The following is a 25,369-nucleotide window of genomic DNA, read 5'->3' as shown; positions in this document are numbered from 1 at the left end:
GGGCACGCCGTGGTGGAGCCGTCTTCCTGTTCGAACAGCCCGCGCGGGCTCTTTCTGTTAAACAGCCTGCGCGGACGTGCCGTTCCCCGCGTAGCGCTCGGCGACGGCGACGAGCGTGCGGGTCAGGGCGCCGGTGCCGCCCTTGGGCGTGTAGCCGTGCGGCTCGCCCTTGTTGAACGCCGGCCCTGCCATGTCCACGTGCGCCCAGCGGACGCCCTCGGGGACGAACTCCCGCAGGAAGATGCCCGCGGCGAGCATGCTGCCCCACCGCTCGGGCTGGAGGTTGGCGATGTCGGCGACCGCGGAGTCGAGCCCCTTGCGCAGCTCGGCGGGCAGCGGCATGCCCCAGGCGCCCTCGCCCTGCTCGCCGGCGATGCGGACGATCTCCTCGCGCAGGGCGTCGTCGTTGGCCATCACGCCGGCCGTACGCCACCCGAGCGCGACGATCTGGGCGCCGGTCAGGGTGGCGACGTCGATGATCACGTCGGGCTTGTCCTCGGTGGCGCGGGCGATGCCGTCGATCAGCACCAGGCGGCCCTCGGCGTCGGTGTCGAGCACCTCGACCGTCTTGCCGCTGTAGGTGTGCAGGACGTCGGAGGGGCGCTGGGCGCTGCCCGAGGGCATGTTCTCGGCCAGGCAGAGGTAGCCGACCGCGTTGACGCGCAGGCCCAGCCGCGCGATCGCGACGAGCGCGCCGAACACGGCTCCCGCGCCGCCCATGTCCGACTTCATCCAGTCCATGGAGGCGGAGGGCTTGAGCGACAGGCCGCCGGAGTCGAAGGTGATGCCCTTGCCGACGAAGGCGACCTTCCGGGAGGCCTCGGGGTGGCTGTAGGCGACGCGGACCAGGCGCGGCGGGTTGACCGAGCCCTGGCCGACGCCGACGATGCCGCCGTAGCCGTCCTCCTTGAGCCTGACCTCGTCCAGCACCTCCACCGACAGACCGGCCTCGCCGCCGGTCTCCTGGGCGATCTCGGCGAAGCGCGCGGGCCACAGGTCGGACGGCGGCGTGTTCACCAGGTCGCGGACGAGGGTGACGGCGTCGGCGAGCGTCGCCGCGCGGGCGACGGCCTCCTCGGCCCCGGCCGCGCCGGACAGGACCGCCAGCTCGCCGACCGGCGGCTTGCGGTCACCGCCGGTGCGGTATCGCGTGAAGTCGTAGGCGCCCAGCAGGCCGCCCAGCGCCACGGCCTCCGCCTCGGCGGCCGTACGCGCGGGCAGTGCGAGCGCGGCGGACGCTGTGCCGGGGAGGGAGCGGACGGCCGCTCCGGCCGCACGGCGCAGGGTTTCCAGGTCGTAGCCGTCCTCGGGTGCGTCGCCGAGGCCCACGGCGACGGCGACGGGCGCGGGCAGCGCCCCGAGGGTCGGGAACTTGACGACCTCCTCGGCCTTGCCGGTGAACCCCATGGTGGTGAGGATCTCGGCGAGTCGTCCGTCCAGGGCCTGGTCGAGGCCTTCGCCTCCGGGAGCCGGGCGTGGACCCTCCGGGGTCGTGTGGACGGCGATTATGAGAGCACTGGTCTCGATGGAGACCGCGTCAGATGCGTTTATGCGCACTGTGGTCACGTGAGCCGATGCTAGCTGGGCTTACTCGGCTACGCATAAACGAGGGTTCATCCTACCTATCGGTAATCTTGATGATGCCAATGAAACTAGCACCATCGCGATCTTTCGGACAGATGGTGCTAATGTTCATAGCATCATGTTGCTCACGCTCGATCTCAACGATCCGCGGCCCCTGCACGAACAGGTGGCCGCCGCCATAAGGCGCGCGATCGGGGCCGGGGACGTCGCCCCAGGAGATCGGCTGCCGCCGGCCCGCGACCTGGCCCACGCGCTGGGCGTCAACGCGAACACGGTGCTGCGCTCACTGCGCGACCTGCGGGACGAGGGGCTGCTGGAGTTCCGCCGCGGGCGCGGCGTGTCCGTGCTGCGGCGGCCGGACGGCCGCGCGGCGCTCAGGACGCGTGCGCGCGACCTGCTCGACGAGGCCGCCAGATATGGCCTCACCGCGGACGACGTCGTCGCCCTCATCAAGGACCTCAGCGAGGAAATGGCATGACAGCCGACAGTTCCGTGACCGGTTTCCGCACCCGATTCCAGCTGGCCGCCGCGGCCTGGGCCGTCCTGGTCACCGCCGTGCTCGTGGCGGCGCCGCTGGCGTTCGCCGGCCGCCTGCCCGACCCCCTTGCCACCCACTGGGGGCCGTCAGGGCGGCCCGACGGCTCCATGCCGTTCGCCGCCTTCGTGCTCCTCCCCGTGGTGTGGGCCGTCGTCGCGGGGACCAGCCTCGCCGGCATGGCGCGGGTCCGCGGGGAGATCCGCCGGTGGACGCGCGTCTGGTTCTGCGCCGGGCTCGCCTGGACCGGCGGCTTCCTGATCGGCACGCAGGCCCTCACGATCGCCGCCAACCTCGACCGCGACGACTGGACCCATGCGGCACCGCTGAGCTGGCAGGTCGCGGTGGGCGTCGCCGGCGCGTTCGTGCTGGGAGCGCTCGGCTGGCTCGTCGGCCGGCTCGGCCCGGACGACGCTCCGCAGGCGGGGACGCAGCCGGGGCCGCTGATCGATCTCGATCCGGGGAAGCGGCCGGTCTGGGTGTCCACCGCCACGGCGCCCTGGGCGGTGGGGCTGGCGCTCGTGGCGTTCGCGGCGGCGCTGTCGTTCGCGGTCGCCGCCCTGTGGGGCGTGGCGCCCACGGGGTGGTCCACCGCCCTGCCGCTCGCTCTGGTGGCCGTGGTCGGGCTGGCGGTGTCGTCGGTCTCGGCACGGGTCACGCCCGAAGGGCTGACCATGGCGTTCGGCCCGCTGCGGTGGCCCACGCGCACCGTCCGGCTGGAACGGATCGAGCGGGCGTGGGTGGAGTGGAGATCCCCGATCCAGGTGGGCGGATGGGGTTTCCGAGGCCTGCCGGGCATGGCCACCATCATGATCCGCGGCGGTGAGTGCCTGGTCGTGCGGTACACCTCCGGCGGGCGGCTCGCCATCAGCGTGGACGACGCCGAGGCGGGCGCCGCCCTGCTCAACGCCCTCGCCGCCCGGCAGCACCCCTCCGTCGAAAGGTGATGACCGTGATCCGCCGCCACGCCGACGTCTGGCTCTTCCTCCTCGTCGCGTTCGGGGTCTCGTGGCTGATCGCGCTGCCCGTCTGGACGGGGGCCGTATCGCTCGGCACGCCGGCCTTCGCGCTGGTCGGGGGGCTGATGATGCTGACGCCCTCCCTCGGCGTACTGGCCGTGTGGCTCACCAGGCGGCGCGCCACGCCGCTGAGGGAATGGGCGCGGGCGACCGGGCTCACGCTCGGACCGGATCGGGGCGGGACGGCCGTGCTCCTGGTGGCGGCGCTGCTCGGCGTGCCGCTTCTCGTGGCCGTCGCCCTCCTGGTCAGCTCGGCCGCCGGCGTGGTGAGCCTCGACTTCGCCGGGCTGAGCCTGTTCCGCGAGCAGGCGGGCGCGGCCCTCGACCGGGTGCCGCTGGACCCGCGGGTCCTGTACGCCGTGCAGGTCGTGCAGGCCGTGCTGATCGCCCCGTTCCTCAACGCGATCCCCGCGCTCGGGGAGGAATGGGGCTGGCGGGGCTGGCTGCTGCCGCGCCTGCTGGGCGACCCGGCCGTCTCGTCCGCGCCGGGCGCGCGCCGTGTGTGGCCCGCGCTGGTGCTGTCCGGCGTGATCTGGGGTCTCTGGCACGCCCCGCTCACACTGAAGGGCTACAACTACCCGTCGCTCGGCGCCTGGGCGGCGGTGCTGTTCATCGGCTTCTGCGTCATCTTCGGGGCGCTGCTCGGCTGGATGCGGCTGCGCTCGCGCAGCGTGTGGCCCGCGGTCATCGCACACGGCTCGTTGAACGCCGTGACGGGCCTGGCGCTGCTCCTCGGCGACGCGGCGGCCCCGCCGGACGCGGCGCTCGCCGGGATCACCGGTGTCGTCGGCTGGGTGCTGCTCGCGGCCGTCGTCCTCGTCGCCTACCGGCTGCGTCCCGTCGCCGCGCCGCAGTGACGTGCCGCGGTGACGTGCGCGTTCACGAGCGTCACACCAGCACAACGGCGGCCAGCAGTGTCACGGTCGTGGCCGTCTCCACCAGGGCGCCGAGCACGTCGCCCGTGACGCCGCCCAGCCGCCGTACGGCCCGGCGGCGCAGCAGCGCGGCGGCCCCCAGCCCTGCGGCCATCGCCAGCAGCAGCCCGGCCGCCGTGATCAGATACGGATCATCGGACAGGTGGTGCAGCAACCCGGCGGGCCGCGGTCCCGCGTCGACGCTGTATCCGTAGGTCAGCTCGGAGTAGGGGGCTACGCCGGAATAGCTGGTGTAGCCGAAGGTGCTCCTCAAATCGAACGGCCAGCAGTAGTCCAGCAGCGACGGGCCGGCCGCCGCCACAAGGGCGAGCACCACCACGACGGCCGCCGTGGCGAGGGTGACCGTGATCGCGGCGCCCCGCCGTACGGTGCCGGCGACGAGCGCGCCGAGGCCGGTGGGCCGGGCGGCGGGCACCCCCTCGCGGCAGGCCCACGTGACGGCCAGCCTGCCGGTCGCCACGGCCGCCACCAGCGCGACCCAGGCGGCCGTGTCGTCCCGCGACAGCACGGCCACCTGGACGAGCAGGACGATCACGAGGGTGACGACCCCGAACGGCCCGATGTCCGAGCGCTTCATCACGTCGAGCGCGCCGTCGGCCGGCTTGCCGCTGCCGAGCCCGTCGGCCAGGTCCGCGAGGCCGTCCAGATGCAGGGCCCGGGTCAGCCAGGCCAGCGCCCCCACCGCGAGGACGGCGCCGAGCAGCGGCGAGCCCGACACCGCGCCGGCGGCCTCGAGCACCACGGCGGCGGCCAGGCCGAGGAGCACGCCGACGAACGGCGCCAGCGACATGGCGCGTCCCGCGACGGCGCGGTCCACATCCACGGGCCGTACGGGGAAGACGGTGAAGGTCCCGACCGCGAGCCGCCAGGCCGCGCGGGCGCCGCTCACGCGGGAGGGTTCATCGGGCACGAGGGCAGATCGTAGTTGTCACAGGGGCAGCGGGACGACCCGGCCGGCGACCACCAGGGCGACGTCCTCGGACTCGCGGGCGAGGGCCTGGTTGAGGCGGCCGAGCGCGTCGCGGAACAGCCGTCCGGCAGGGGTGGCCGGGATCACCCCGAGGCCCACCTCGTCGCTGACCGCCACCACCTGGACGCGGGTGCCGCGCCAGGCGGCCGCCAGCGCGTCGCACCGCTCCGCGACCCGGTCGAGGGCGGCGCGGTGGTCGTCCGCAGGCGTGCCGTCCGGCCAGGCGGCGCACTCGTCGAACACGGCGGCCAGCCAGGTGCCGATCCCGTCGACGAGGAACGTCCCCGAGGCGCCGGACAGGACGGTCACGAGGTCGGTCGTCTCCAGGGTCCGCCAGTGCGCCGGGCGCCGTTCCCTGTGGGTCCGCACACGGGCGAGCCAGGCCGGATCGTCGCCGCCCGAGGGCCCGGTGGCGACGTAGGTCACCTCGGGTTCGGCGGCCAGGCGGAGTTCGGCCTCCTCGGACTTGCCCGACCGCGACCCGCCCAGCAGCAGCGTCCGGCGTGGCCGCGCCCTTCGTCGCTGCACCGCGAGCGCCGCCTCCGCGCCCGCCGTGTCCACGACGGTCCCGTCGGGGACGGCCGTCGCGCCCCACAGGCCGAGGCGGCGGGCCAGTTCGCTCTCCGCGGGGACGCGGTGGTCGAGGTGCACCGCGATGATCCGCGTCGCGGGCGTGACCCGTCCGCGGCGGCGCAGGTCGCCCAGCCGCTCCGGCCGGTCGGGCAGGTCCATCAGCACCACGTCGAAGGGCGGGTCCGCGTCCCGGCCGGGGGAGCCGGTGGCGGGCCCCGCGGCGTACAGCAGGCGACCGCCGTCGGGGCCGGTGACCTCGCGGCCGTCGGCCGTCTGGCGGACCAGGTAGCCGTCGGGCAGGCGGGCGTCCGCGAGCCGTACGCTGCCGTCGAGCACGACGGAGGCCGGACGCCGGTGGCCGGGGGCGAGCCGGCCGCAGGACGCGCAGGGACAGCCGGGGACGGGCCAGCCCTCCGGGCCGCCGGTTCCCTCCAGACGGATCTCCATCAGAACCTCGGCAGGGGACCGTCGCCTTCAGGCGACGGGGGAATGCCGTCCCTGACTGTTCTTCTCTCTGGGCTCATCGCGGATGCCTTTCACCTGCGCGGTTAGATGGACGGTGCTGATAATGATCGTGTGACTCGTCAGGTGCGCACCTCCCCCAGTGCGGCGTATGACCTCGGGTACCACGTGGTGCGGGGACCGCGGGCGGCCGTCCCCGCCGCAGGTCGGCGGGGCTGGTCTGTTCGAGATACCAGGAGGTCACGTCCATCCAAGTCGCGCGGAGGAGACGGTCTGCTTTGGCTGACCGGTGATTCCGCGCTTCCTCCCTCCGGGTTTTGTCGTTGCCTTCCAGTAGCGTGGTGATCTGATTACTGAACGTGGGAGGTGGGTGTGCGCCGGTCGTTCAAATTCCTGCTGCGCCCCACGGCCAAGCAGACTGCCGCACTCGCCGCGTGCCTTCGCCGCGTTCTTCAGGCGGGTCCGCGAGGGGCGCGTGCCGGGGTTCCCGCGATTCAAGGGGCGCGGCTGGTTCGACACGGTGGAGTGGCCCAAGGATGGCGACGGCTGCCGGTGGGACTCTCAGCCCGAGCACCCGGCCACGACCTACGTCCGGTTGCAGGGCATCGGTCACGTGCGGGTGCATCAGCACCGCCCGGTCCAGGGCCGGGTGAAGACGATCGGTATCAAGCGGGAGGGTTCCCGCTGGTATGTGGTGCTGTCGTGCGATGACGTCCCCGCCGGATCCCTGCCCGTGACGGGCGCGGCCGTGGGCCTGGACATAGGCGTGGCATCGCTGGTCACCACCAGCGACGGTGACCGCCTGGTTAACCCGCGCCACCTGGCCGCGTCTGCCGGCCGTCTCGCGGCGGCCCAGCAGGCTCTCGCCCGTAACAAGCGCGGGTCTAAGCGGCGGCGCAAGGTCGTCGCGCGGGTGGCGGTGCTGCATGCCAAGGTCCGCCGTCAACGTCTTGATACCGCACACAAGGCGGCGCTCACGCTGGTCGGCAACTATGACGTGATCGTGCATGAGGACCTGCGGATCGCCAACATGACCCGCAGCGCGTCCGGCACGATCGAACAACCCGGGCGGAACGTCGCGGCCAAGTCCGGGCTGAACCGGAGCATCCTGGACGCGGGTTGGGGGGTGTTCCTGCGTGTGCTCACGCACAAGGCTGAAAGCGCCGGTCGAGAGCTGATCGCAGTTGATCCCCGCAACACCTCCCGCACCTGCTCGCGTTGCGGGCACTGCGCGAAGGAGAACCGCCTCACCCAAGCCGAGTTCGCCTGTACGGCGTGCGGGCATGCCGCGCACGCCGACGTGAACGCGGCGATCAACATCCTCAGGGCAGGGCTTGCCCTTCGCGACGCTGCGGAAGCGGCCTAGCGAGAAGCCGCTCCCTTCAGGGAGCGGAGGAGTCACGTGCCGCTGCCTTTCCGCGTCCGTGTCGCCGGGTCCCCGGCGCCGACGGGGGAGTGGACGCCGGGGAGAGAGAGGATAGGGTCCGGCTGGACGGTCTTTGTGCCGTACCGGCCCCGGCGTGAACTCGCGGTGCGGGGGCGGCGAGGAACCGAAGGAGCGGGTGCGGATGATTTGGCGGTGGCGTTACGAGGACGCGAACGGCGGCGAGGTCACGGACCGGCCGCTGCCCCGGGAGATCTTCTCCAGCCAGTCGGACGCGGAGTCGTGGCTGGGGGAGAGCTGGCGCGAACTGCTCGAGGCCGGTGTCGAGCAGGTGACGCTCATGGAGGACGAGCGGGTCGAATACTCGGGGATGTCCCTGCGCGCCGAGTGACCCGGGCGGGGGCCGGGACCGCGACGGGCGCGGTCGCGACCCCCGCGACGACACCGGTCCGGCGGGGCCGGAGACGGCGTCAGGGACGCGCGGACGGACTGACGGTCTTGGCCGGGTCGCGCTCGACGACCGGACCCAGCACGTCGTCGATCTTCCTGAGCACCTCGGCGTCGAGCTTCACGCCCGAGGCCTTGACGTTGTCGCGCACCTGATCGGGCTTGGTGGCCCCGACGATGGCCGACGACACGTTCGGGTTCTGCAGCACCCACGCCACGGCGAGCTGGGCCATCGAGAGCCCGAGGTCGGCCGCGATCGGCTTGAGGTCCTGCACCCGGCGCAGCACGTCGTCGTCCATCAGGCGGCCGATGAACCCCGAGCCGGTGGCGTCGGTGGCGCGGGACCCGGCCGGCGGCGGCTGGCCGGGCAGGTACTTGCCGGTCAGCACGCCCTGCGCGATCGGCGACCAGACGATCTGGCCCAGGCCCTCCTTCTCGCACAGCGGCACGACCTCGGCCTCGATGACCCGCCACAGCATCGAGTACTGCGGCTGGTTGGACACCAGCCGGTCGAAGCCCATCTCGTCGGCGATCTTCAAGGCCCGGGCGATCTGGTCGGCCGACCACTCGCTGACGCCGACGTACAGCACCTTGCCCTGCCGTACGAGGTCGTCGAAGGCCCTGAGGGTCTCCTCCAGCGGCGTCTCGACGTCGAAGCGGTGGGCCTGGTAGAGGTCGACGTAGTCGGTCTGCAGCCGGCGGAGCGACCCGTTGATCGACTCCGTGATGTGCTTGCGGGACAGCCCCCGGTCGTTCTTGCCCGTCCCGGTGGGCCAGTAGACCTTGGTGAAGATCTCCAGCGACTCGCGGCGCACGCCCTTCAGCGCCCGGCCGAGGACCTCCTCGGCCCTGGTCCCGGCGTAGACGTCGGCGGTGTCGAAGGTCGTGACACCCTCGTCGAGAGCCGCGCGGACGCACTCGACGGCGGCGTCCTCCTCCACCTGCGACCCATGGGTGATCCAGTTGCCGTAGCTGATCTCGCTGACCATGAGGCCACTGCGGCCAAGATGACGGTATTCCATGGGTCCGACCCTAGGTCATGACATCGCGCCACTCCTCCGGAGTGCTTCGCGGTAGGGTGCCCGGCGTGCGCCGGTTGATCGCTTCTCGCCCCGTACGACTGGCTCTGGCCGTCGCGCTGGTCGCCGGTGTCGCCGCCGGGCTGGTCGTCGCCGCCCGCCGGCGCCGTACCGGTGCCACCGCTCCGCACTCCGCTCCGCCTGCTCCGCCTGCTCCGCACCGTGCCCCGCCGCGGGACGCGGAAGACCCGGCCGGGCGCGGTCCCGAGCCGGTGCTCGGATGGCCCACGAGCGAGGACCTCGAGAGGTACGACCGGCCGGAGGCCGCCGCGCCGATCGTCCGTCTCCTCGGCGGGCTCCCCCGGATCGAGCGGCCGCGCGGGAGGAAGGCGCGCCGCTGGACCGCCGCGCTCGTCGCGCTCGGCCTGCTCGTGCTCACGTCGCAGTTGCTGGAGAACGCCGTGTTCCGTCCAGGGGCCGAGACGGCGTCCGGGCGGGCGGCGTACGCGGGCGGCTACGCCGAACCCGCCCCCGCGGTCCCGTCCGCGGATCCGGTCGCCGACGTGCCGGTGGCCCAGCCGCCGCTGCCGTCCCGCGACCCGGCGTGCGCGCTCAGGAAGACGGGCTCCACGACCCCGGCCGTACGGCCGATCTCCCGGCGCGTGACGGCCGCGGTGAACCGGCAGTGGCGGCGGATAGAGAAGTGGCTGAAGGCGCACGCCCCCAGGACGTACGCCTCACTGAACAAGCCGGCCGGCCGCGGGCTGGTGGCGAAGGCCGAGGCGCGGCTGGGTATGCGCATCCCCGACTCGCTGCGGGCCTCGCTGCTGCGCCACAACGGCGCCCGCGGGCCGGCGGCGTTCCGGTTTTCGTCGCATTATGCGATCATGGGCGCGCGCGGGCTGGTCTCGTCCTGGCCCGAGACCTGCGAGATGGGCGGAGGCATCCCCTTCGCCTACGACTCCGACTTCGGCGACTACCTCGTGACGAACTCCGCCACGGGCGGCGTGGGCTCGGCCGACTGGGAGCTGCCGTACTACGAGGACGAGTGGTCGTCGTACTACGCGCTGCTCACGGCCACGGCGGACGCCCTCGCCGAGGGCGGCCCGGTGGGCGAGTCGGTCCCCGTGGTGCACGAGGGCGTCCTGGAGTGGAAGTGAGGCAGCCGAGGTCAGGCGGCCGCCTGGGTCACTTCTTCGCGGCGGCCGTGTTCTTGAGGGCGACCGGGATGCCGCCGGGCAGGACCGCGGGCTTGGGGAAGCGCAGGCGGCGCATCTGGGACGAGCGCATCGCCGCGTAGAAGCCCACGCCCTTGAGGTCCTCGCCCGGGAACTTCGCCGCCGCCTCCTTCTTCACCTTCGAGGCCACGAAGAACGAGCTCGCCAGCACGAGCACCATCACGACCGGCAGGGACAGCGTGTAGACCAGGAGAACGGCCGAGCGGACCGGGATCGGGAACGGCACCATCGACAGCAGCATGATGACGAACACGACGGGCAGGAAGTACTGCCCCGGCAGCCGCCGCGAGTCCACCCAGTCGCGGGCGAACTTGCGCACCGGGCCGCGGTCGCGTGCCGGAAGCGCCCGTTCGTCGCCGCGCAGCAGGGCCTCGCGTTGCTTGCCACGCAGAGCCTTGTCGCGCTCGCGCGCCAGGCGGTAGGCCTCCTTGCGGTTGGCCGGAGCGGTCACCGGGGAGCGGCGGCGGCCTTGCGCCTCGCTCCGCTTCGGGGTGGGACGGCCCTTCCCCGGGGTGCCGTGGGGCTTAGGATCCTCTACAGGGACGGGGGAGTCCTCCGCGGAGGTCTGAGTGCGACGTCGGAACACGTCGCCCAGCCTACCGGGAGTGCAACTTAGTGACGCCCTCGCGCGTTATGCGTAGGGTGAACCCAGGCGGCTACGCCGCCTGACAAGGGGATTGAGACGGCTGGGGTCACCCACGCACAACCTTGGAGAAGGGGACGGCCGACGCGCATGAGCGTGATGAAGAGACTTTCCATGATCTTCAAGTCCAAGGCCAACAAGGCCCTGGACAAGATGGAGGATCCGCGGGAGACGCTGGACTATTCCTATCAGCGCCAGCTTGAGCTGCTGCAGAAGGTCCGCCGGGGCGTGGCCGACGTGGCCACCAGCCGCAAGCGGGTGGAGCTGCAGATCAACCAGCTCGAGGGGCAGGCCACGAAGCTGGAGAACCAGAGCAGGCAGGCCCTGTCGGCCGGGCGCGAGGATCTGGCCCGCGAGGCGCTGACCCGCCGCAACGGTCTCAACGCCCAGATCGCCGACCTGCGCATCCAGTACAGCAACCTGCAGGGCGAGGAGGAGAAGCTCACCCTCGCCAGCCAGCGGCTGCAGGCCAAGGTCGACTCCTTCCGTACGAAGAAGGAGACCATCAAGGCCACCTACACGGCGGCCGAGGCCCAGACGCGGATCAACGAGGCCTTCTCCGGCATCTCGGAGGAGATGGGCGACGTCGGCCTGGCGATCCAGCGGGCCGAGGACAAGACGGCGCAGATGCAGGCGCGCGCGGGCGCCATCGACGAGCTGCTCGCCAGCGGCGCGCTGGACGACTTCACCGGGCAGCGCGACGACATCCAGGCGGAGCTCGACCGCATGGGTGCCGGCTCGGACATCGAGCTGGAGCTCGCCAAGATGAAGGCCGAGCTCGGCCAGGGCCCGGCACCCAGGAGCGCGATCGAGCCCGGCCAGCAGGGCCAGGCCGCCCCGTCCAGCCAGCAGCACACGCAGCAGCTGCGCCAGCCGGGGGAGGGACTGTGATCGTCAGAATCATGGGTGAGGGACAGGTCGAGATCGGCGCCGCCGACATCGACGTCCTCAACGAGCTCGACGGCGAGTTGGAAGCCGCGATCGAGTCGGACGACGAGACCGAGTTCCGCACGAAGCTGCACGCACTCCTCGACAAGGTGCGTCAGGTCGGCAAGGCCCTGCCGGACGACTCGCTGGAGCCGTCCGAGCTGATCCTGCCGCCGGCCGACGCCTCGATCGAGGAAGTGCGGGAGATGCTCGGGGACACCGGGCTCATCCCTGGCTGATGGCCTCCACGCGGTTTGCCCCTGATCGCGGCCTCACCGTCCGGATGACCGTGACGATGTTCCTGCTCGGGCTGCTCTACGTCGCGTTCGTGGCCATCCTGGTCGCGGTGGGCGTACGTGCTGTCGGCGTGCTCGTGATCGCCGGGGGTCTCCTGCTGGCGCAGTACTTCCTGTCCGACAAGATCGCGCTGTTCGCGATGCACGGGCGGGAGGTCTCGCCGCAGGAGGCCCCCGAGCTTCACGGGATCGTCGACCGGCTGAGCGCGATGGCGGGAATGCCGAAGCCGCGGGTGGCGATCGCCGACTCGGACATCCCGAACGCGTTCGCCACCGGGCGCAACCAGAAGAACTCGGTGGTCTGCGTGACCACCGGCATCCTGCGCAGGCTCGACGCCCGGGAACTCGAAGGGGTGCTGGCCCACGAGATGTCCCACGTGGCCCACCGGGACGTGGCGGTGATGACGATCGCCTCGTTCCTGGGGGTCGTGGCCGGACTGATGACGCGCTTCGCGCTCTACACCGGTCTGGGCGGCCGGAGGAACGACAACGGCCCTCCGATCGGCCTGATCATCTTCGCGGTCTCCGCCCTGGTCTACGCCGTCAGCTTCCTGCTGACGCGGGCGCTGTCGCGCTACCGAGAACTGGCCGCCGACCGCGCGGGCGCGCTGCTCACGCAGCAGCCCAGCGCCCTGGCCAGCGCGCTGGTTAAGATCAGCGGCGACATCGGCAGGATCCCGACCAGGGACCTGCGCGAGGCGCAGCCGTTCAACGCCTTCTACTTCGCGCCCGCCCTGTCGGGCCAGAGCGTTGCCTCGCTGCTGTCGACCCACCCGTCGCTGGAGCGCCGGCTGGACCAGCTCGCCAGGATCTCCGCGGCGCTGGGTCGCTGATGAGGAGGCGCTGATGGGCTGGTTCGACGCCCTGCTCGGCCGTTCCAAGCCCGCCAGACCCGACCTGGACGCGCTGTTCGCCCTGCCGTCGGCCGCCGTCACGTTGCAGGCCGCCACCGGCTTCGCCCCGGCGGGAACCGGTTCGGTGTGCTTCCGCGCCGCCGAGGGCGGCGCCTTCGCCCGGCTCGAACAGGACATCGAGGCCCTGATGGGCAGGGTCGAGATCTCCCGGGACTCCTACGGCTACACCTGGCTGCAGGTGCGGAATTCCGACGTGGCCGGGCTCGTGACCGACCTGCACGCCGCCAACTCGTCCCTGGAGTCGGCCGGGTTCGGCCCGTCGCTGCTGTGCTCGCTCGTCACCTTCGCCGACCCCTCGCACAGGAAGCTGGCGATCGTGTATCTCTACAAGCGCGGCACGTTCTACCCCTTCGTCCCCGCCGGCGAACCGCGCCGCGACAACGCGCTGGAACTGCAGGTGCGCGGCGTCCTGGACCGCGAGCTCAAGATCGAGCCCGAGCTCGCGAGCTGGTTTCCCGTCTGGGGCGCCCCCGGCCTCTGACCTTCGGGAGCCCTCATGACCGAGTGGACCCACCTGCGGCACACCGAGGCCGCGGCCGCGGAGATCGGCCAGATGGCCGAGGCCGTACGCGGACGGGACGGGACCACGCCCGTGCCGACCTGCCCGGGATGGGACCTCAGGGACCTGGCCGAGCACACCGGCGCCGTGCACCGGTGGGCCGCCGCGATGGTGCGGGACGCCGCCGACCGCCGATACGACCGCGCCGCGATGGACCACGGGTTCCCCGAGGACTTCGCCGAGGCCGCCGACTGGCTGGAGGCGGGAGCCGTACAGCTCGCCGACGCGCTGAAGAGCCGTGACCCGGACACGGAGATGTGGGGATGGGCGGGGGATCGGCACGCCCGGTTCTGGTCTCGCCGCCAGCTCCACGAGACCGTCGTCCACCGCGCGGACGCCGAGATCGCCCTCGGCATCGCCCCCCGGATCGACGAGGACGTGGCGGCCGACGGCGTGGAGGAGTTCTTCGACGTGCTCCCGTACGCCCGGTGGCGGCCGCGCGTCGCCGAGCTCAGGAGCGACGGGGAGGCGATCTCATGGCGGACCGGGACCGGTCTCGCCTGGCTCGTGCGGCTCACTCCCAAGGGGTTCGCCTACGAGAGGTCCGACGGCCCCGCCGACGTCATCGTGCGCGCGCCGACGGCCGGGGACCTGATGCTGACGCTGTGGAACCGGCGCGAGCCCGACGCGGTCCACGGCGACGACGAGCTGCTGCGGTTCTGGCGCGAGCGCGCCGAGATCTGAAGCCGGGATCTGAAGACGCGGGCCTGAAGCCGGGATCTGAAGCCGCGGGCGCCCCCGGGAGATCCGGGGGCGCCCACGTCATAGGGCCACTGCTACGGCAGGGCGAGCATGCGGTCGAGGGCGACCTTGGCCCAGTGGGTGGTGTCCGCGTCGACCGTGATCTGGTTGACGACCTCGCCGTCGGCCAGCGACTCCAGCGCCCAGACCAGGTGCGGCAGGTCGATGCGGTTCATGGTGGAGCAGTAGCACACGGTCCGGTCGAGGAACGTGATGGTCTTGTCGGGGAACCGGTTGGCCAGGCGGCGCACCAGGTTCAGCTCCGTTCCGACGGCCCAGGAGGACCCGGCCGGGGCCTCCTCCAGCTTGCGGATGATGTACTCGGTCGAGCCGACGAAGTCCGCCTTGGTCACGACCTCGTGGCGGCACTCGGGGTGCACGAGCACGTTCACCCCGGGGATGCGGGCCCGCACCTCGTCCACGCAGGCCGCGGAGAAGCGCCCGTGGACCGAGCAGTGGCCCTTCCACAGGATCATCTTCGCGTTCTCCAGCTGCTCCCGGGTGAGGCCGCCGTTGGGGCGGTGCGGGTTGTAGACCACGCAGTCGTCCAGCGACAGCCCCATCTCCAGCACGGCCGTGTTGCGGCCCAGGTGCTGGTCGGGCAGGAACAGCACCTTCTCGCCCTGCTCGAAGGCCCAGTCGAGCGCGCGCTTCGCGTTCGAGGAGGTGCACACGGCGCCGCCGTGCCGTCCGCAGAACGCCTTGATGTCCGCACTGGAGTTCATGTACGTGATCGGCACCACCCGGTCGGCGATGCCGGCGTCCTCCAGGGCGTCCCAGCAGTCCTCGACCTGGTTGAAGGTCGCCATGTCGGCCATCGAGCAGCCGGCGGCCAGGTCGGGGAGCACCACCTTCTGCGTGTCACCGGTCAGGATGTCGGCCGACTCTGCCATGAAGTGGACACCGCAGAACACGATGTACTCCGCCTCGGGCCGGGCGGCGGCCTCGCGGGCCAGCTTGAACGAGTCGCCGGTCACGTCGGCGAACTGGATGACCTCGTCACGCTGGTAGTGGTGACCGAGCACGAACAACCGGTCGCCAAGCCGCTCCTTGGCCGCGCGGGCGCGCTCCACGAGGGTCGGATCGGACGCGGGAGGCAGCTCGCCCGGGCAGTCGACGCCGCGCTCGCTGTGCGGGTCGGTGTCCCGGCCGAGGATGAAGAGCGGAAGGCCGGTCTCGGTGATCGTCACGACCACAACCCCCTCGGGGACTTATCGTCTAACTGACGACTAATCATTACACATCGCATCGCCTGGTTCATCGCGCGGTTGCCCCTGAGGCACGTGGAATGTGTAGGGCTTCACGGGTGTTGGTAGCGTCTAGGTAGGACGTCAGAACCAATCGACCGCCCCGAAGGGCGGTTGGCGCAGACGCGGGAGTCAGCACATGACGGTTGAGAGCAGCGAGACCACGCAGCAGGGCCTGATCCTGACTGACGCGGCCGCCGCCAAGGTCAAGAGCCTGCTCGAGCAGCAGGGCGAGGAAGGGCTGCAGCTCCGGGTGGCCGTCCAGCCGGGTGGCTGTTCCGGCCTGCGTTACCAGCTCTTCTTCGACGACCGGTCGATGGACGGCGACGTGGTCTCCACCTTCGGCGGCGTGAACGTCGTCACCGACCGGATGAGCGCGCCGTACCTCGTCGGGGCCACGGTCGACTTCGTGGACACCATCGAGAAGCAGGGCTTCACCATCGACAACCCCAACGCCACGGGGTCGTGCGCCTGCGGCGACTCGTTCAACTGACGGCGAGCGCGCGTCCGGCGAGGCCGGGCCGCGTGCGAAGGAACGTGCGTCGGGCGCCCCGCGCGGATCGCTCCGCGCGGGGCGTCGTCATGTCCCGAGACGGTACGCTCAGAAGGTTCGGCGGGATCAACGCCCCCGCCCCTTTCTTCCTGATGCTGACAACGAGGAGAATGACCCCGTGCGCATCGCCGTCACCGGCTCCATCGCCACCGACCACCTGATGACCTTCCCCGGCCGCTTCGGCGACCAGCTCATCGCCGAGCAGCTCGACCGGGTGTCGTTGTCGTTCCTCGTCGACGATCTGCAGATCCGCCGTGGCGGATGCGCGGCCAACATCGCCTTCGGCATGGGCTGCCTCGGGCTCACCCCGATCCTCGTCGGCGCCGTCGGCACCGACTTCGCCGACTACCGCTCCTGGCTGGAGCGCCACGGCGTCGACTGCGACTCGGTCCACATCTCCGAGCTGCACCACACGGCGCGCTTCCTGTGCACCACGGACGAGGACCACAACCAGATCGCCTCGTTCTACACCGGCGCGATGGCCGAGGCGAGGGAGATCGAGCTGGGCCCGATCACCGAGCGTCTCGGCGGGCTCGACCTCGTCCTGATCAGCCCCAACGACCCGGCGGCGATGCTGCGGCACACCGACGAGGCGCGCCAGCGTGGCATCCCGTTCGCCGCCGACCCGTCGCAGCAGCTCGCCCGCATGCCGGGCGAGGAGATCCGCCAGCTCGTGGAGGGCGCGGCGTACCTGTTCAGCAACGACTACGAGCTCGGGCTGATCGAGCAGAAGACCGGCTGGTCCGACGAGGAGATTCTCGACCGGGTCGGCGTCCGCGTGACCACCCTCGGGCCCAAGGGCGCCAGGATCGACCGGAAGGGCGAGCCGTCGCTGCACATCTCGCCGGCCCCGGAGCTGGGCAAGGCCGACCCGACCGGCGTCGGCGACGCCTTCCGCGCCGGGTTCCTCGCGGGCCTCGCCTGGGGGCTGTCGCTGGAGCGCTGCGGCCAGATCGGCAACCTCACCGCCACGCACGTGCTCGAGCGGATCGGCTGCCAGGAGTACGAGCTGAGCCAGCGAGCCTTCCTCGAGCGCTTCGCCGCGGCGTACGGCGCCGAGGCGGCCGACGAGGTGGGCCGGCACGCCCGCTGCCACTACGCCTGAGAACGGTCTGTCAGTAGTTGCGGCGCACGTGGATGGACCAGCCGCCCTGGGGCAGCTCGTAGCTCCCCACGTGCTCGTGTGATTTCAACCGGCACCAGGCCGGGACGTCGGTGAACGCGGCGGGGTCGTCGGCCAGCACGGCGACCACGCCGCCCATCGCCACCTGGTTGATCCGCTCGGCCAGCATGATGATCGGGATGGGGCACTTGCGGCCCAGCGCGTCGATCGTCAGCGCGGGCGGCTCCGCCGGCTGCACCGGCTCGGCGGACTCGGCCCGAGCCGCCTCGGGAGACCGCCGGGCGCCGCCCGTCCGTCTGCGCCACATCAGTGCACCCCCAAGCTCGACCGGATCCGCCGCACGATGTCCGGGAGCACCGCGAGGAAACGATCGATGTCGTCCTCGGACACGCCACGGGGCAGCGATACCCGCACATTCCCATGCGTAAGCACGCCCATTGCCTCCAGGACGTGCGATGGACGAAGCGTACTCGCCGTGCAGGAGCTGCCGGACGAGACGGCGAAACCGGCCTTGTCGAGCTCGGTCAGCAGCGCCTCGCCCTCGACGTACAGGCAGGAGAACGTCACGACGTGCGGCAGCCGCAGGACCGGGTCGCCGATGACCTCCACGTCGGGCACCAGGCGGGGCACCTCGGCGCGGATCCGGTCGACCAGGGCCGACAGCCGCCGCCCCTCGGTCTCCGCCTCCTCGGTCCGGGCGCGCAGCGCCGCGGCGGCGGCCACGATCGCGGGCACGTTCTCGAACCCCGGCACGCGCCGCCGCTCCCGCTCGTCCTCGGGCAGCGGCGAGCGCCAGCGCACGCCCTTGCGCACCGCCAGCACGCCCACCCCGGCCGGGCCGCCCCACTTGTGCGCGCTCGCGGTGAGGACCGACCAGCCCTCGGGGACCGGCAGGCGGCCCGCCGACTGGGCGGCGTCGACCAGCAGCGGCACGCCCGCCTCGCGGCAGGCCCGCGCCGCCTCCTCGACCGGCTGGAGGGTCCCCACCTCATGGTTGGCCGTCTGCAGGCACGCCAGGGCCGTGCCGGGCCGCGCGACGGCCTCGGCGAACGCATCGGCGTCCACCCGGCCCGTACGGCTCACGCCCACGATCTCCACCTCGCCGCCGGAGCGCTCGTGGAGGGCGCCCGCGTGCAGGACGCTGGAGTGCTCGACGGCGCCCGCCACCAGCCGCGTCCCGGCCCGGCGGCGGCCGGCCAGCGTGCCGAGCACCCCCAGGTGGACGGCCTGCGTCCCCGACGAGGTGAACGACACCTCGTCGGGCCGTGCGCCGATCAGTTCGGCTACCTCTGCCCTCGCGCGCTCCAGTAACATCTGGGCGCGGCGCGCCGTGCCGTACAGGCGGGCGGGATCGGCCCAGCCGGCGTCGATCGCCGCCAGCAAGGCGTCACGGGCCGCGGGATGGAGAGGTTCGGTCGAAGCCGCGTCCAGGTAGGCCACAGTTAGGACATTAACGGGGGCTGCTCAGAGGGGCGGCGCCGGTCCGCGCTAATGTGTCCCCCAGCGTGAACTCAACCAAGTAAAGGGCAGACCGGCCGCAAGGTTCGTGCCGGTCTCACCTAAGAGTCAATTGGAAAAACCGCCCAGGAGAGGAACTCTTGGGCTTCATCTGTGGGGTAGGCGATCCGTGAGTCCGACCCGCCGTACGACACGGCGACCGTGGGCACGCCGCCGGTTGCCCGGAGCCGCCGCCGTGGCGCTGCTGGTGGCGTCCGGGACGGCGTGTAGCAACCAGGCGATCGATCAGTGGTCCCGTGGGGGCATGCCGGAAGGTGTCACCAAGCAGGCCGACATCGTCCAGACGCTCTGGAACGGGAGCTGGATCGCGGCTCTCGCCACCGGTGTGGTCGTCTGGGGACTGATCCTGTGGGCGTGCATCTTCCACCGTAAGAAGAAGAACAGCCCCGATCAGCTGCCTCCGCAGGTGCGTTACAACCTGCCGATCGAGATCCTCTACACGGTGGTCCCGGTCATCATGGTGGCGGTCTTCTTCTACTTCACGGCCCGTGACGAGACCGAGATCACGCGGATCGACAAGGCCGCTCCGGTCAAGGTGGCCGTGGAGGGCTACCAGTGGAGCTGGCGCTTCACGACCGATTACCAGGGTCAGAAGGCCGTGGTCGCGGGCGTGCCGGTGGACCTCAGCAAGCAGAGCGCGGAGAACCCGCAGGGTCCGCAGCTCGTGCTGCCGGTCAACACCCAGGTGGAGTTCGACCTGCACTCGCCCGACGTCATCCACTCGTTCTGGGTGCCTGCGTTCCTGTTCAAGCAGGACGTCTTCCCGGGCAACGTGCGGAACCACTTCCAGATCACGACGCTCAACAAGACGGGCGTCTTCATCGGCCGATGCGCCGAGCTCTGCGGCACCGACCACAGCAAGATGTTGTTCTCCGTGAAGCTCGTGCCGCAGGCCGAATTCGACCAGTACATCAAGAGCCAGGCGGGGAGTGCGCAGTGACCGCCATCCAGGAACCGGCCGGCATCGTCGCACGGCCGTACACCAAGGGCACGGTCATCGCCAAGTGGCTGTCCTCGACCGACCACAAGGTGATCGGGCACCTCTACCTGATCACGTCGTTCGTGTTCTTCCTCATCGGCGGCCTCATGGCGCTGGTGATGCGGGCCGAGCTCGCGCAGCCGGGGCTGCAGATGGTCTCGACCGAGCAGTTCAACCAGCTGTTCACGATGCACGGCACGATCATGCTGCTCATGTTCGCGACGCCGCTGTTCGCCGGCTTCGCCAACGAGCTGATGCCGCTGCAGATCGGCGCCCCTGACGTGGCGTTCCCCCGGCTGAACATGGTGAGCTACTGGCTCTACCTGTTCGGCAGCACGATCGCCGTGATGGGCTTCTTCACCCCGGGCGGGTCCGCCTCGTTCGGCTGGACCGCGTACGCGCCGCTGTCGAACGCGGTGACCTCGCCGGGGCTCGGCAGCGACCTGTGGGTCCTGGGCCTGGCGATGTCCGGTCTCGGCACGATCCTCGGCGCGGTGAACTTCATCACCACGATCCTCACCATGCGCGCCCCCGGCATGACGATGTTCCGGATGCCGATCTTCACCTGGAACATCCTGCTGACCAGCATCCTGGTGCTGCTGGCCTTCCCGGTGCTGGCCGCCGCGCTGCTCGCCCTGGAGGCCGACCGCAAGCTGGGGGCCCACATCTTCGACTCGCCCACCGGCGGGCCGATGCTGTGGCAGCACCTGTTCTGGTTCTTCGGCCACCCCGAGGTCTACATCATCGCGCTGCCGTTCTTCGGCATCATCACCGAGGTCCTGCCGGTCTTCAGCCGCAAGCCGATCTTCGGGTACGTCGGCCTCGTCGGCGCGACCATCGCCATCGCGGGCCTGTCGGTCACCGTCTGGGCGCACCACATGTTCGTCACCGGACAGGTGCTGCTGCCGTTCTTCTCGTTCATGACGTTCCTCATCGCGGTGCCGACCGGTGTGAAGTTCTTCAACTGGATCGGCACGATGTGGCGGGGCCACCTGTCGTTCGAGTCGCCGATGCTGTTCGCGGTCGGCTTCCTGGTGACCTTCCTGTTCGGTGGTCTGACCGGCGTCATCCTGGCGTCGCCGCCGCTGGACTTCCACGTCAGCGACACCTACTTCGTCGTCGCGCACTTCCACTACGTGATCTTCGGCACCGTGGTGTTCGCGATGTTCGCGGGCTTCTACTTCTGGTGGCCCAAGTTCACCGGCAAGATGCTCAACGACAAGATCGGCAAGGTCCACTTCTGGATGCTGTTCTTCGGCTTCCACCTGACCTTCCTGGTGCAGCACTGGCTGGGTGTCATCGGCTTCCCCCGCCGGTACGCCGACTACTCGGCGGCCGACGGCTTCACCGACCTGAACATGGTCTCCTCGGCCGGCGCGCTCCTGCTGGGCCTGTCCACCCTGCCGTTCTTCTACAACGTCTGGGTGACGTGGCGTAAGGCGCCCAAGGTCACCGTGGACGACCCGTGGGGCTTCGGCGGCTCGCTCGAGTGGGCGACCTCCTGCCCGCCGCCGCGGCACAACTTCGTGTCGCTGCCGCGGATCCGGTCCGAGCGCCCGGCGTTCGACCTCAAGTACCCGCACATCACCGCCAAGCCTGAGCTGGTGGAGGAGTCCCGATGAAGATCCAGGGATGGATGTTCCTGCTCTGCGGCGTCTTCTTCGCCGCCGCGGACGTGGTCTACTGGTTCTGGTCCAAGGAGCCGACCGGAACCACCGCCATGGCGATCTCCGTCGGCCTGGCCCTCATGATCGGCTACTACCTGCTGTTCACCGCGCGTCGCATCGGCGACCAGCCGGAGGACAACAAGGAGGCCGAGATCAGCGACGGCGCGGGCGAGATCGGCTTCTACAGCCCGCACAGCTGGTGGCCGCTGTTCGTGTGCCTGTCGGCCGCGCTGACCTTCTTCGGTTTCGCGATCGGCTGGTGGCTGTTCTTCATCGGCCTGTTCTGCACGGTCATGAGCATGATCGGGTTCGTGTTCCAGTACTACCGGGGCAACTTCTCGCACTGATTGCGTGAACCCCGCTGGGCGGCCGGTCGGCGATCTCGCCGACCGGCCGTCGGCGTTCTTTGCCGGCACGCGGTCCCCGGACTGCCCGAGCGGTACGTCACCGGGGAATAACCCTCGGAAAGCGACGCTAGGGGGACGGACGTGCGTGCTGGTGCGGGGGCGCTGGCCCTTCTCGTGATGGTTGCCGGGTGTTCCACGGCGGGCGGGCGGGACGAGGATCGAGGCTCCGGGGCGGCGATCAGCATCAGGCCGCTCGACGGTGCCGCCGACCTGCCGCCCGAGCTTCCGATCCTGATCGGCGCGGCGGGTGGCAAGCTCACCCACGTGGCCGTACAGGCCGCGGGACGGCCCGTCGCGGGCGTGTTCAGCCCCGACCGCACCCAGTGGCGCAGCGAGCGTCCCATGGCCCCGGGGACGGCCTACAGCGTCGAGGCGACGGCCGCGGGCCCCGGCGGCTCGACGACCAGGACCATCCGCTTCGCCACGAAACAGGCCGCCAAGACCTTCGGCATCTCCACCCTGCTGCCCGACAAGCAGGACACCGGCCTGACGGTCGGCGTCGGCATGCCGATCATCATCACCTTCGACAAGCCGGTCACCGACCGCGTGTCCGTCGAGCGCAACCTCATCGTGCAGGCGTCCAAGCCCATCGACGGGGCCTGGCACTGGCTCGACGACAAGAACGTGGTCTTCCGCCCGGAGAAGTACTGGCCGACGTACACCAAGGTCCGCGTCACCGCGCGCCTGGCCGGCATCAGGGGCGGCGAGGGCATGTACGGCAAGCAGGACTACGTCCGGGACTTCGAGATCGGCCGTTCGCAGATCAGCGAGGCCAACACCCAGACCCACTACATGAAGATCGAGCGGGACGGCAAGCAGATCAAGAACATGCCGATCAGCGCGGGCATGGGCGACGTGCTCCGCCACCACACCACGAGCGGCATCCACGTGGCGATGTCCAGGGAGGACGTCACGGTCATGACCTCGCCGGACGCCTCTCCGGGGCAGGCCGGCTACTACGAGACGACCGTGTACAACAGCGTCCGCATCTCCAACACCGGCGAGTACGTCCACGGCGCTCCGTGGTCCGTCGGCGACCAGGGCAACTCCAACGTCAGCCACGGCTGCGTGAACGTCAGCCCGGAGAACGCCAAGTGGTTCAAGAACAACACCCTGATCGGCGACCCGATCATCGTGACCGGGACGCCGCGCAGGCTGGAGGCGACCAACGGGTGGAGCTACTGGCAGGACTCCTGGCCCGCCTGGCTCAAGCGGAGCCGCCTGCGCGCCGCTCCCGCCGACGCCCTCTGAGCGGCCTTTGACTACCGCGTGGGCCGGCGTTCTCGTGACGGCGGAAGACCGCCCAGCACACGGCCAGGGCCGCCGCGAACGCCGGTAGCCACGCGAGACGGGCGGCCACCCAGCCGGGGTCGCCGGGGACGGTGTGCAGGCCGGGCAGCGGCCGGCCCGCGACCCGCAGGGCCGCCGCCGTGACCGCGATCATCGCGGTCTGGTGCCACAGGAAGACGGTCATCGCGGAGAGGTTGGCCGCCGCGACCAGCGCCCAGGCGGTGGGACGGCGCAGCACCCGCCGCAGCGGCCCGGACAGCACCAGGGCCGCCCCGCACTGGGCCAGCCCGAACGCGACGGCCGCCAGCGTGGGCGGGGACTGGTTGGAGACCGGCGCGCCCGGCACCCCGACCATGGACGCCGGATAGCCGGCCCACAGGACGAGACCGGCGGTGGCGGCGGCCCCGCCGAGCAGCAGCGCCCATCCGGTCACCCGGCCGCCCAGCCGTCCGCCCGCCCAGAGTGCGCCGAGGCAGTACGGCACCAGCCAGCCGGTCCCCACGTTGATCCAGCCGACCCAGGACGGCCCGTCCAGGCCGAACCTGACGAGGTCGGCCACCGCGACGGCCGCGAGCGGCCACACCGGGTGCAGCCGGGCGGCGAGCGGGGTCGCCGCCGTCAGCGCCGAGAAGACCGGCAGGAACCACATCGGCGCCCACACCAGCTTGACCAGCGCGTACACGGTCCCCGGGTCGGCGCCCCAGGCGAGCATCGCGAGCGCCGCCGCGCTCCACACCCCCACCAGGGGCACGGCCGGGCGGAACAGGCGGGCCATCCGGGTGGCGGCCCACCGCCCGTGGCCGACCCCCCGGTCTCGGGCGCGGCCGTGGCTCTCGACGGCCACGCGCCCGCCCACGAAGAAGAACACGGCCATGGTCTGGAACAGCCAGGAGACGGGCGCGAACTGCGGCATGTACTTCAGCGGGCTGGTGACGCGCAGGACGCCGCTGTCCGCGACCGGTGCGGTCACCAGCCAGTGGCCGAGCACCACACCGGCGATGGCGAGGGCACGCAGCGCGTCGACGGCGCGGTCCCGCCGGGCCGGTGTCGCCGCGTCGACGCGCCTGACGAGGTCATGAATCACGGCTGACCTCGGCCGGAGCATGCCCGGAGACGATCCGGGCGATGTTCGCCAGCGCGGGCGATCCGTCTTTGAGATAGCCGCTGTGACCGCCGTCGCCCGCGGCGAAGATCCGGGCGCCGAACCGGGGATCCACAGGATCGCCCCCGAGCCCGATCGTGCCGAAGGGAAGGTACACCGTCGCGTGCGGCAGGCGGGCGACCCAGTCCCCGCTGCCGCGGGTGGCCCACACGACCGCCCGGGTGCGCATCGCCGACGCGTCGTCCACGCCCGCGCCGGGGCTGCCGTACAGGACGATGTCCGCGACGTCCAACCCCGGCGCGGCCCGGCCGCACACCACGCCACCGTACGAGTGGCACAGCAGGCTGATGCGGGCGGCGGGCCTGAGCCCGGCCAGGTCGCGTACGAAGGCGCGCAGGGCGGGGACGGCCTCGTCCGCGCGGCCGGGGGTCAGCGCCTGGAGGCTCACGGTGCTCGGGGTCCGGTACCCGAGCCAGGCGATGACGACGCCCCGCTCGCCGAGCGCCCGCTGCAGCCGCATCGAGCCGCCGCGCAGGAGCCCGTACGTGTCGAGGCTCGTGTCCGCGCCGGGGACGATCACCGCGATCCGATCGCCGGTCGCCAGGTCGCCGAACACCTCGGCGGCCCGGCCGCCGTCGCGGCCGTCGAAGGACAGGAAATGCCGGGTGGGGTCGGCCATCGCCCGCAGCATCGCGGCACGCCATCGGTTACCGGCCGCCGCGGCGGTCCGCATCGCCGCCTCGACGGCGCCGCGGGTGGCGGTGTACCGCTCGGCCAGGTTCGCGGTGGTCGCGGCGCGTAGCGGGGGCAGGAGCGGCGGGACGGGCGCGGAGACCGCCTCGGGACGGGCCGCGCCGGTCACCGGAACGGCGAGCGCGGCGGCGGCGAGCGCGGCGAGCAGCCTGCGGCGTAGGCGGCTTTCGCGCGGGTGGCTCCGGGCCTGGCTGCGCCGAAGGAGTGCGAGCGGGACGCGGCGTGCGCCCGTGCCGCCGCGGGGGAGGGGGAGCGGCGCCGGTGGCCGGTCGGGGGCCTCCGGCGGCTGTGCGGTGTCGATCACCCGGTTCACGCTGCCGTGCGGCGCGTCCCCGCCGCATCGGACCGCAAGGCACATTCGTCGCGGCACCGGTCGACCGTGGACGTAGCCCCCTGGTCGGATGCCCGTAAAAGGGGCACATCGCTACGCTCTGGTCATGCAGGTCGCATCTCCCAGTCCGTTGCTGAGGCGGCTGCCGCCCGG

General features: G+C 71.5%; 27 protein-coding genes. 17 read left to right on the top strand and 10 right to left on the bottom strand.

Translation table 11 applies throughout. The annotated features are described in order from the left end of the window. Positions 1-57: 57 nt before the first annotated feature. Complete coding sequence (locus ACQEVJ_RS31435) at positions 58-1,566, bottom strand: leucyl aminopeptidase (RefSeq protein ID WP_433107312.1); 1,509 nt, start codon at positions 1,564-1,566, stop codon at positions 58-60. Positions 1,567-1,702: 136 nt separating this feature from the next. Here ACQEVJ_RS31435 and ACQEVJ_RS31430 point away from each other — a divergent pair, with 136 nt between their 5' ends. Genes ACQEVJ_RS31430 through ACQEVJ_RS31420 form a run of 3 tightly spaced genes read left to right on the top strand, consistent with a single transcriptional unit; the run spans position 1,703 to position 3,995 of the window. Further along, a complete protein-coding gene (locus ACQEVJ_RS31430) occupies positions 1,703-2,062 on the top strand; it encodes a GntR family transcriptional regulator (protein ID WP_433107310.1) in 360 nt (119 codons plus the stop codon). Further along, entirely contained in the window at positions 2,059-3,066 is a 1,008-nt protein-coding gene (locus ACQEVJ_RS31425; RefSeq protein ID WP_433107308.1) for a DUF1648 domain-containing protein, read from the top strand. Before ACQEVJ_RS31430 ends, ACQEVJ_RS31425 begins: the two co-directional genes overlap by 4 nt. A 5-nt stretch (positions 3,067-3,071) precedes the next feature. Beyond that, the gene (locus tag ACQEVJ_RS31420; protein ID WP_433107306.1) at positions 3,072-3,995 is read left to right on the top strand and encodes a lysostaphin resistance A-like protein; all 924 of its coding nucleotides are present in this window, start codon (positions 3,072-3,074) and stop codon (positions 3,993-3,995) included. A gap of 31 nt (positions 3,996-4,026) precedes the next feature. Here ACQEVJ_RS31420 and ACQEVJ_RS31415 read toward each other — a convergent pair whose 3' ends face one another. Then, complete coding sequence (locus ACQEVJ_RS31415) at positions 4,027-4,983, bottom strand: adenosylcobinamide-GDP ribazoletransferase (RefSeq protein WP_433107304.1); 957 nt, start codon at positions 4,981-4,983, stop codon at positions 4,027-4,029. Positions 4,984-5,001: 18 nt separating this feature from the next. Then, a complete protein-coding gene (locus ACQEVJ_RS31410; protein ID WP_433107302.1) occupies positions 5,002-6,063 on the bottom strand; it encodes a bifunctional adenosylcobinamide kinase/adenosylcobinamide-phosphate guanylyltransferase in 1,062 nt (353 codons plus the stop codon). A gap of 490 nt (positions 6,064-6,553) precedes the next feature. Between ACQEVJ_RS31410 and ACQEVJ_RS31405 the strand changes: the two genes are divergently transcribed. Continuing rightward, positions 6,554-7,444, top strand: coding sequence for an RNA-guided endonuclease InsQ/TnpB family protein (locus ACQEVJ_RS31405; protein ID WP_433107301.1), 891 nt, complete (start codon positions 6,554-6,556; stop codon positions 7,442-7,444). 202 nt (positions 7,445-7,646) lie between these two features. Then, complete coding sequence (locus ACQEVJ_RS31400; protein WP_079313380.1) at positions 7,647-7,853, top strand: hypothetical protein; 207 nt, start codon at positions 7,647-7,649, stop codon at positions 7,851-7,853. A gap of 79 nt (positions 7,854-7,932) precedes the next feature. Here the strand turns inward: ACQEVJ_RS31400 and ACQEVJ_RS31395 are convergent, their stop codons facing one another. Next, on the bottom strand, positions 7,933-8,931 hold the full coding sequence (locus tag ACQEVJ_RS31395) for an aldo/keto reductase family protein (protein ID WP_433107299.1): 999 nt from the start codon (positions 8,929-8,931) through the stop codon (positions 7,933-7,935). 65 nt (positions 8,932-8,996) lie between these two features. Here ACQEVJ_RS31395 and ACQEVJ_RS31390 point away from each other — a divergent pair, with 65 nt between their 5' ends. Beyond that, positions 8,997-10,088 carry an SMI1/KNR4 family protein gene (locus tag ACQEVJ_RS31390; protein WP_433107297.1) on the top strand — a complete coding sequence of 364 codons (1,092 nt, stop codon included), beginning with the start codon at positions 8,997-8,999 and terminating at the stop codon, positions 10,086-10,088. A gap of 28 nt (positions 10,089-10,116) precedes the next feature. Here the strand turns inward: ACQEVJ_RS31390 and ACQEVJ_RS31385 are convergent, their stop codons facing one another. Then, on the bottom strand, positions 10,117-10,752 hold the full coding sequence (locus ACQEVJ_RS31385) for a DUF3043 domain-containing protein (protein WP_433107295.1): 636 nt from the start codon (positions 10,750-10,752) through the stop codon (positions 10,117-10,119). 171 nt (positions 10,753-10,923) lie between these two features. On the opposite strand from ACQEVJ_RS31385, the gene ACQEVJ_RS31380 reads away from it, so the two are divergent. From ACQEVJ_RS31380 to ACQEVJ_RS31360, 5 genes are read left to right on the top strand one after another with little or no spacing between them, the layout of a single operon-like run. Further along, the gene (locus tag ACQEVJ_RS31380) at positions 10,924-11,700 is read left to right on the top strand and encodes a PspA/IM30 family protein (protein WP_433107293.1); all 777 of its coding nucleotides are present in this window, start codon (positions 10,924-10,926) and stop codon (positions 11,698-11,700) included. Then, positions 11,697-11,975 carry a PspA-associated protein PspAA gene (gene pspAA / locus ACQEVJ_RS31375; RefSeq protein ID WP_433107291.1) on the top strand — a complete coding sequence of 93 codons (279 nt, stop codon included), beginning with the start codon at positions 11,697-11,699 and terminating at the stop codon, positions 11,973-11,975. Before ACQEVJ_RS31380 ends, pspAA begins: the two co-directional genes overlap by 4 nt. Beyond that, positions 11,975-12,865, top strand: a complete 891-nt coding sequence (gene htpX, locus ACQEVJ_RS31370) for a zinc metalloprotease HtpX (RefSeq protein WP_433107289.1) — start codon at positions 11,975-11,977, stop codon at positions 12,863-12,865. Before pspAA ends, htpX begins: the two co-directional genes overlap by 1 nt. 13 nt (positions 12,866-12,878) lie before the next feature. After that, entirely contained in the window at positions 12,879-13,427 is a 549-nt protein-coding gene (gene pspAB / locus ACQEVJ_RS31365) for a PspA-associated protein PspAB (protein ID WP_433107287.1), read from the top strand. A gap of 15 nt (positions 13,428-13,442) precedes the next feature. Beyond that, positions 13,443-14,189 carry a maleylpyruvate isomerase family mycothiol-dependent enzyme gene (locus tag ACQEVJ_RS31360; RefSeq protein WP_433107285.1) on the top strand — a complete coding sequence of 249 codons (747 nt, stop codon included), beginning with the start codon at positions 13,443-13,445 and terminating at the stop codon, positions 14,187-14,189. Between the two features lie 92 nt (positions 14,190-14,281). On the opposite strand, the gene nadA is transcribed toward ACQEVJ_RS31360, so the two are convergent. After that, positions 14,282-15,436: a quinolinate synthase NadA gene (nadA, locus tag ACQEVJ_RS31355; protein WP_433107283.1), complete on the bottom strand. Its 1,155-nt coding sequence runs from the start codon at positions 15,434-15,436 to the stop codon at positions 14,282-14,284. 196 nt (positions 15,437-15,632) lie between these two features. On the opposite strand from nadA, the gene erpA reads away from it, so the two are divergent. Further along, positions 15,633-15,986 carry an iron-sulfur cluster insertion protein ErpA gene (gene erpA, locus ACQEVJ_RS31350; protein WP_036321717.1) on the top strand — a complete coding sequence of 118 codons (354 nt, stop codon included), beginning with the start codon at positions 15,633-15,635 and terminating at the stop codon, positions 15,984-15,986. Between the two features lie 178 nt (positions 15,987-16,164). Further along, the gene (locus tag ACQEVJ_RS31345; RefSeq protein ID WP_433107281.1) at positions 16,165-17,151 is read left to right on the top strand and encodes a carbohydrate kinase family protein; all 987 of its coding nucleotides are present in this window, start codon (positions 16,165-16,167) and stop codon (positions 17,149-17,151) included. Between the two features lie 10 nt (positions 17,152-17,161). Here ACQEVJ_RS31345 and ACQEVJ_RS31340 read toward each other — a convergent pair whose 3' ends face one another. Next, positions 17,162-17,383 (bottom strand): sulfurtransferase TusA family protein, encoded by a 222-nt coding sequence (locus ACQEVJ_RS31340; protein WP_433113073.1) that lies wholly within the window; start codon positions 17,381-17,383, stop codon positions 17,162-17,164. 92 nt (positions 17,384-17,475) lie between these two features. Further along, the gene (locus ACQEVJ_RS31335) at positions 17,476-18,609 is read right to left on the bottom strand and encodes a cysteine desulfurase family protein (protein WP_433107279.1); all 1,134 of its coding nucleotides are present in this window, start codon (positions 18,607-18,609) and stop codon (positions 17,476-17,478) included. Positions 18,610-18,796: 187 nt separating this feature from the next. Here ACQEVJ_RS31335 and ctaC point away from each other — a divergent pair, with 187 nt between their 5' ends. From ctaC to ACQEVJ_RS31315, 4 genes are all read left to right on the top strand, one after another. Next, complete coding sequence (gene ctaC / locus ACQEVJ_RS31330; protein WP_433107277.1) at positions 18,797-19,627, top strand: aa3-type cytochrome oxidase subunit II; 831 nt, start codon at positions 18,797-18,799, stop codon at positions 19,625-19,627. Beyond that, positions 19,624-21,288, top strand: coding sequence for an aa3-type cytochrome oxidase subunit I (ctaD, locus tag ACQEVJ_RS31325; protein WP_433107275.1), 1,665 nt, complete (start codon positions 19,624-19,626; stop codon positions 21,286-21,288). Before ctaC ends, ctaD begins: the two co-directional genes overlap by 4 nt. After that, positions 21,285-21,680 carry a cytochrome c oxidase subunit 4 gene (locus ACQEVJ_RS31320; RefSeq protein ID WP_191050462.1) on the top strand — a complete coding sequence of 132 codons (396 nt, stop codon included), beginning with the start codon at positions 21,285-21,287 and terminating at the stop codon, positions 21,678-21,680. Before ctaD ends, ACQEVJ_RS31320 begins: the two co-directional genes overlap by 4 nt. Before the next feature lie 141 nt (positions 21,681-21,821). After that, positions 21,822-22,991 (top strand): Ig-like domain-containing protein, encoded by a 1,170-nt coding sequence (locus tag ACQEVJ_RS31315; RefSeq protein ID WP_433107273.1) that lies wholly within the window; start codon positions 21,822-21,824, stop codon positions 22,989-22,991. Here ACQEVJ_RS31315 and ACQEVJ_RS31310 read toward each other — a convergent pair. Both ACQEVJ_RS31310 and ACQEVJ_RS31305 read right to left on the bottom strand, forming a co-directional pair. Next, entirely contained in the window at positions 22,948-24,114 is a 1,167-nt protein-coding gene (locus ACQEVJ_RS31310) for an acyltransferase family protein (RefSeq protein ID WP_433107271.1), read from the bottom strand. The two genes, ACQEVJ_RS31315 and ACQEVJ_RS31310, sit on opposite strands and share 44 nt — an antisense overlap. Then, positions 24,104-25,189, bottom strand: coding sequence for an alpha/beta hydrolase (locus ACQEVJ_RS31305; protein WP_433107269.1), 1,086 nt, complete (start codon positions 25,187-25,189; stop codon positions 24,104-24,106). The genes ACQEVJ_RS31310 and ACQEVJ_RS31305 overlap by 11 nt, the downstream gene beginning before the upstream one ends. Positions 25,190-25,369: the final 180 nt, after the last annotated feature.

Source organism: Microbispora sp. CA-102843 (assembly GCF_050936215.1).
Taxonomy (GTDB): Bacteria; Actinomycetota; Actinomycetes; order Streptosporangiales; family Streptosporangiaceae; genus Microbispora.
The sequence above is the reverse complement of the archived record's forward strand: the minus strand, read 5'-3'. Positions and strand labels throughout refer to the sequence as shown.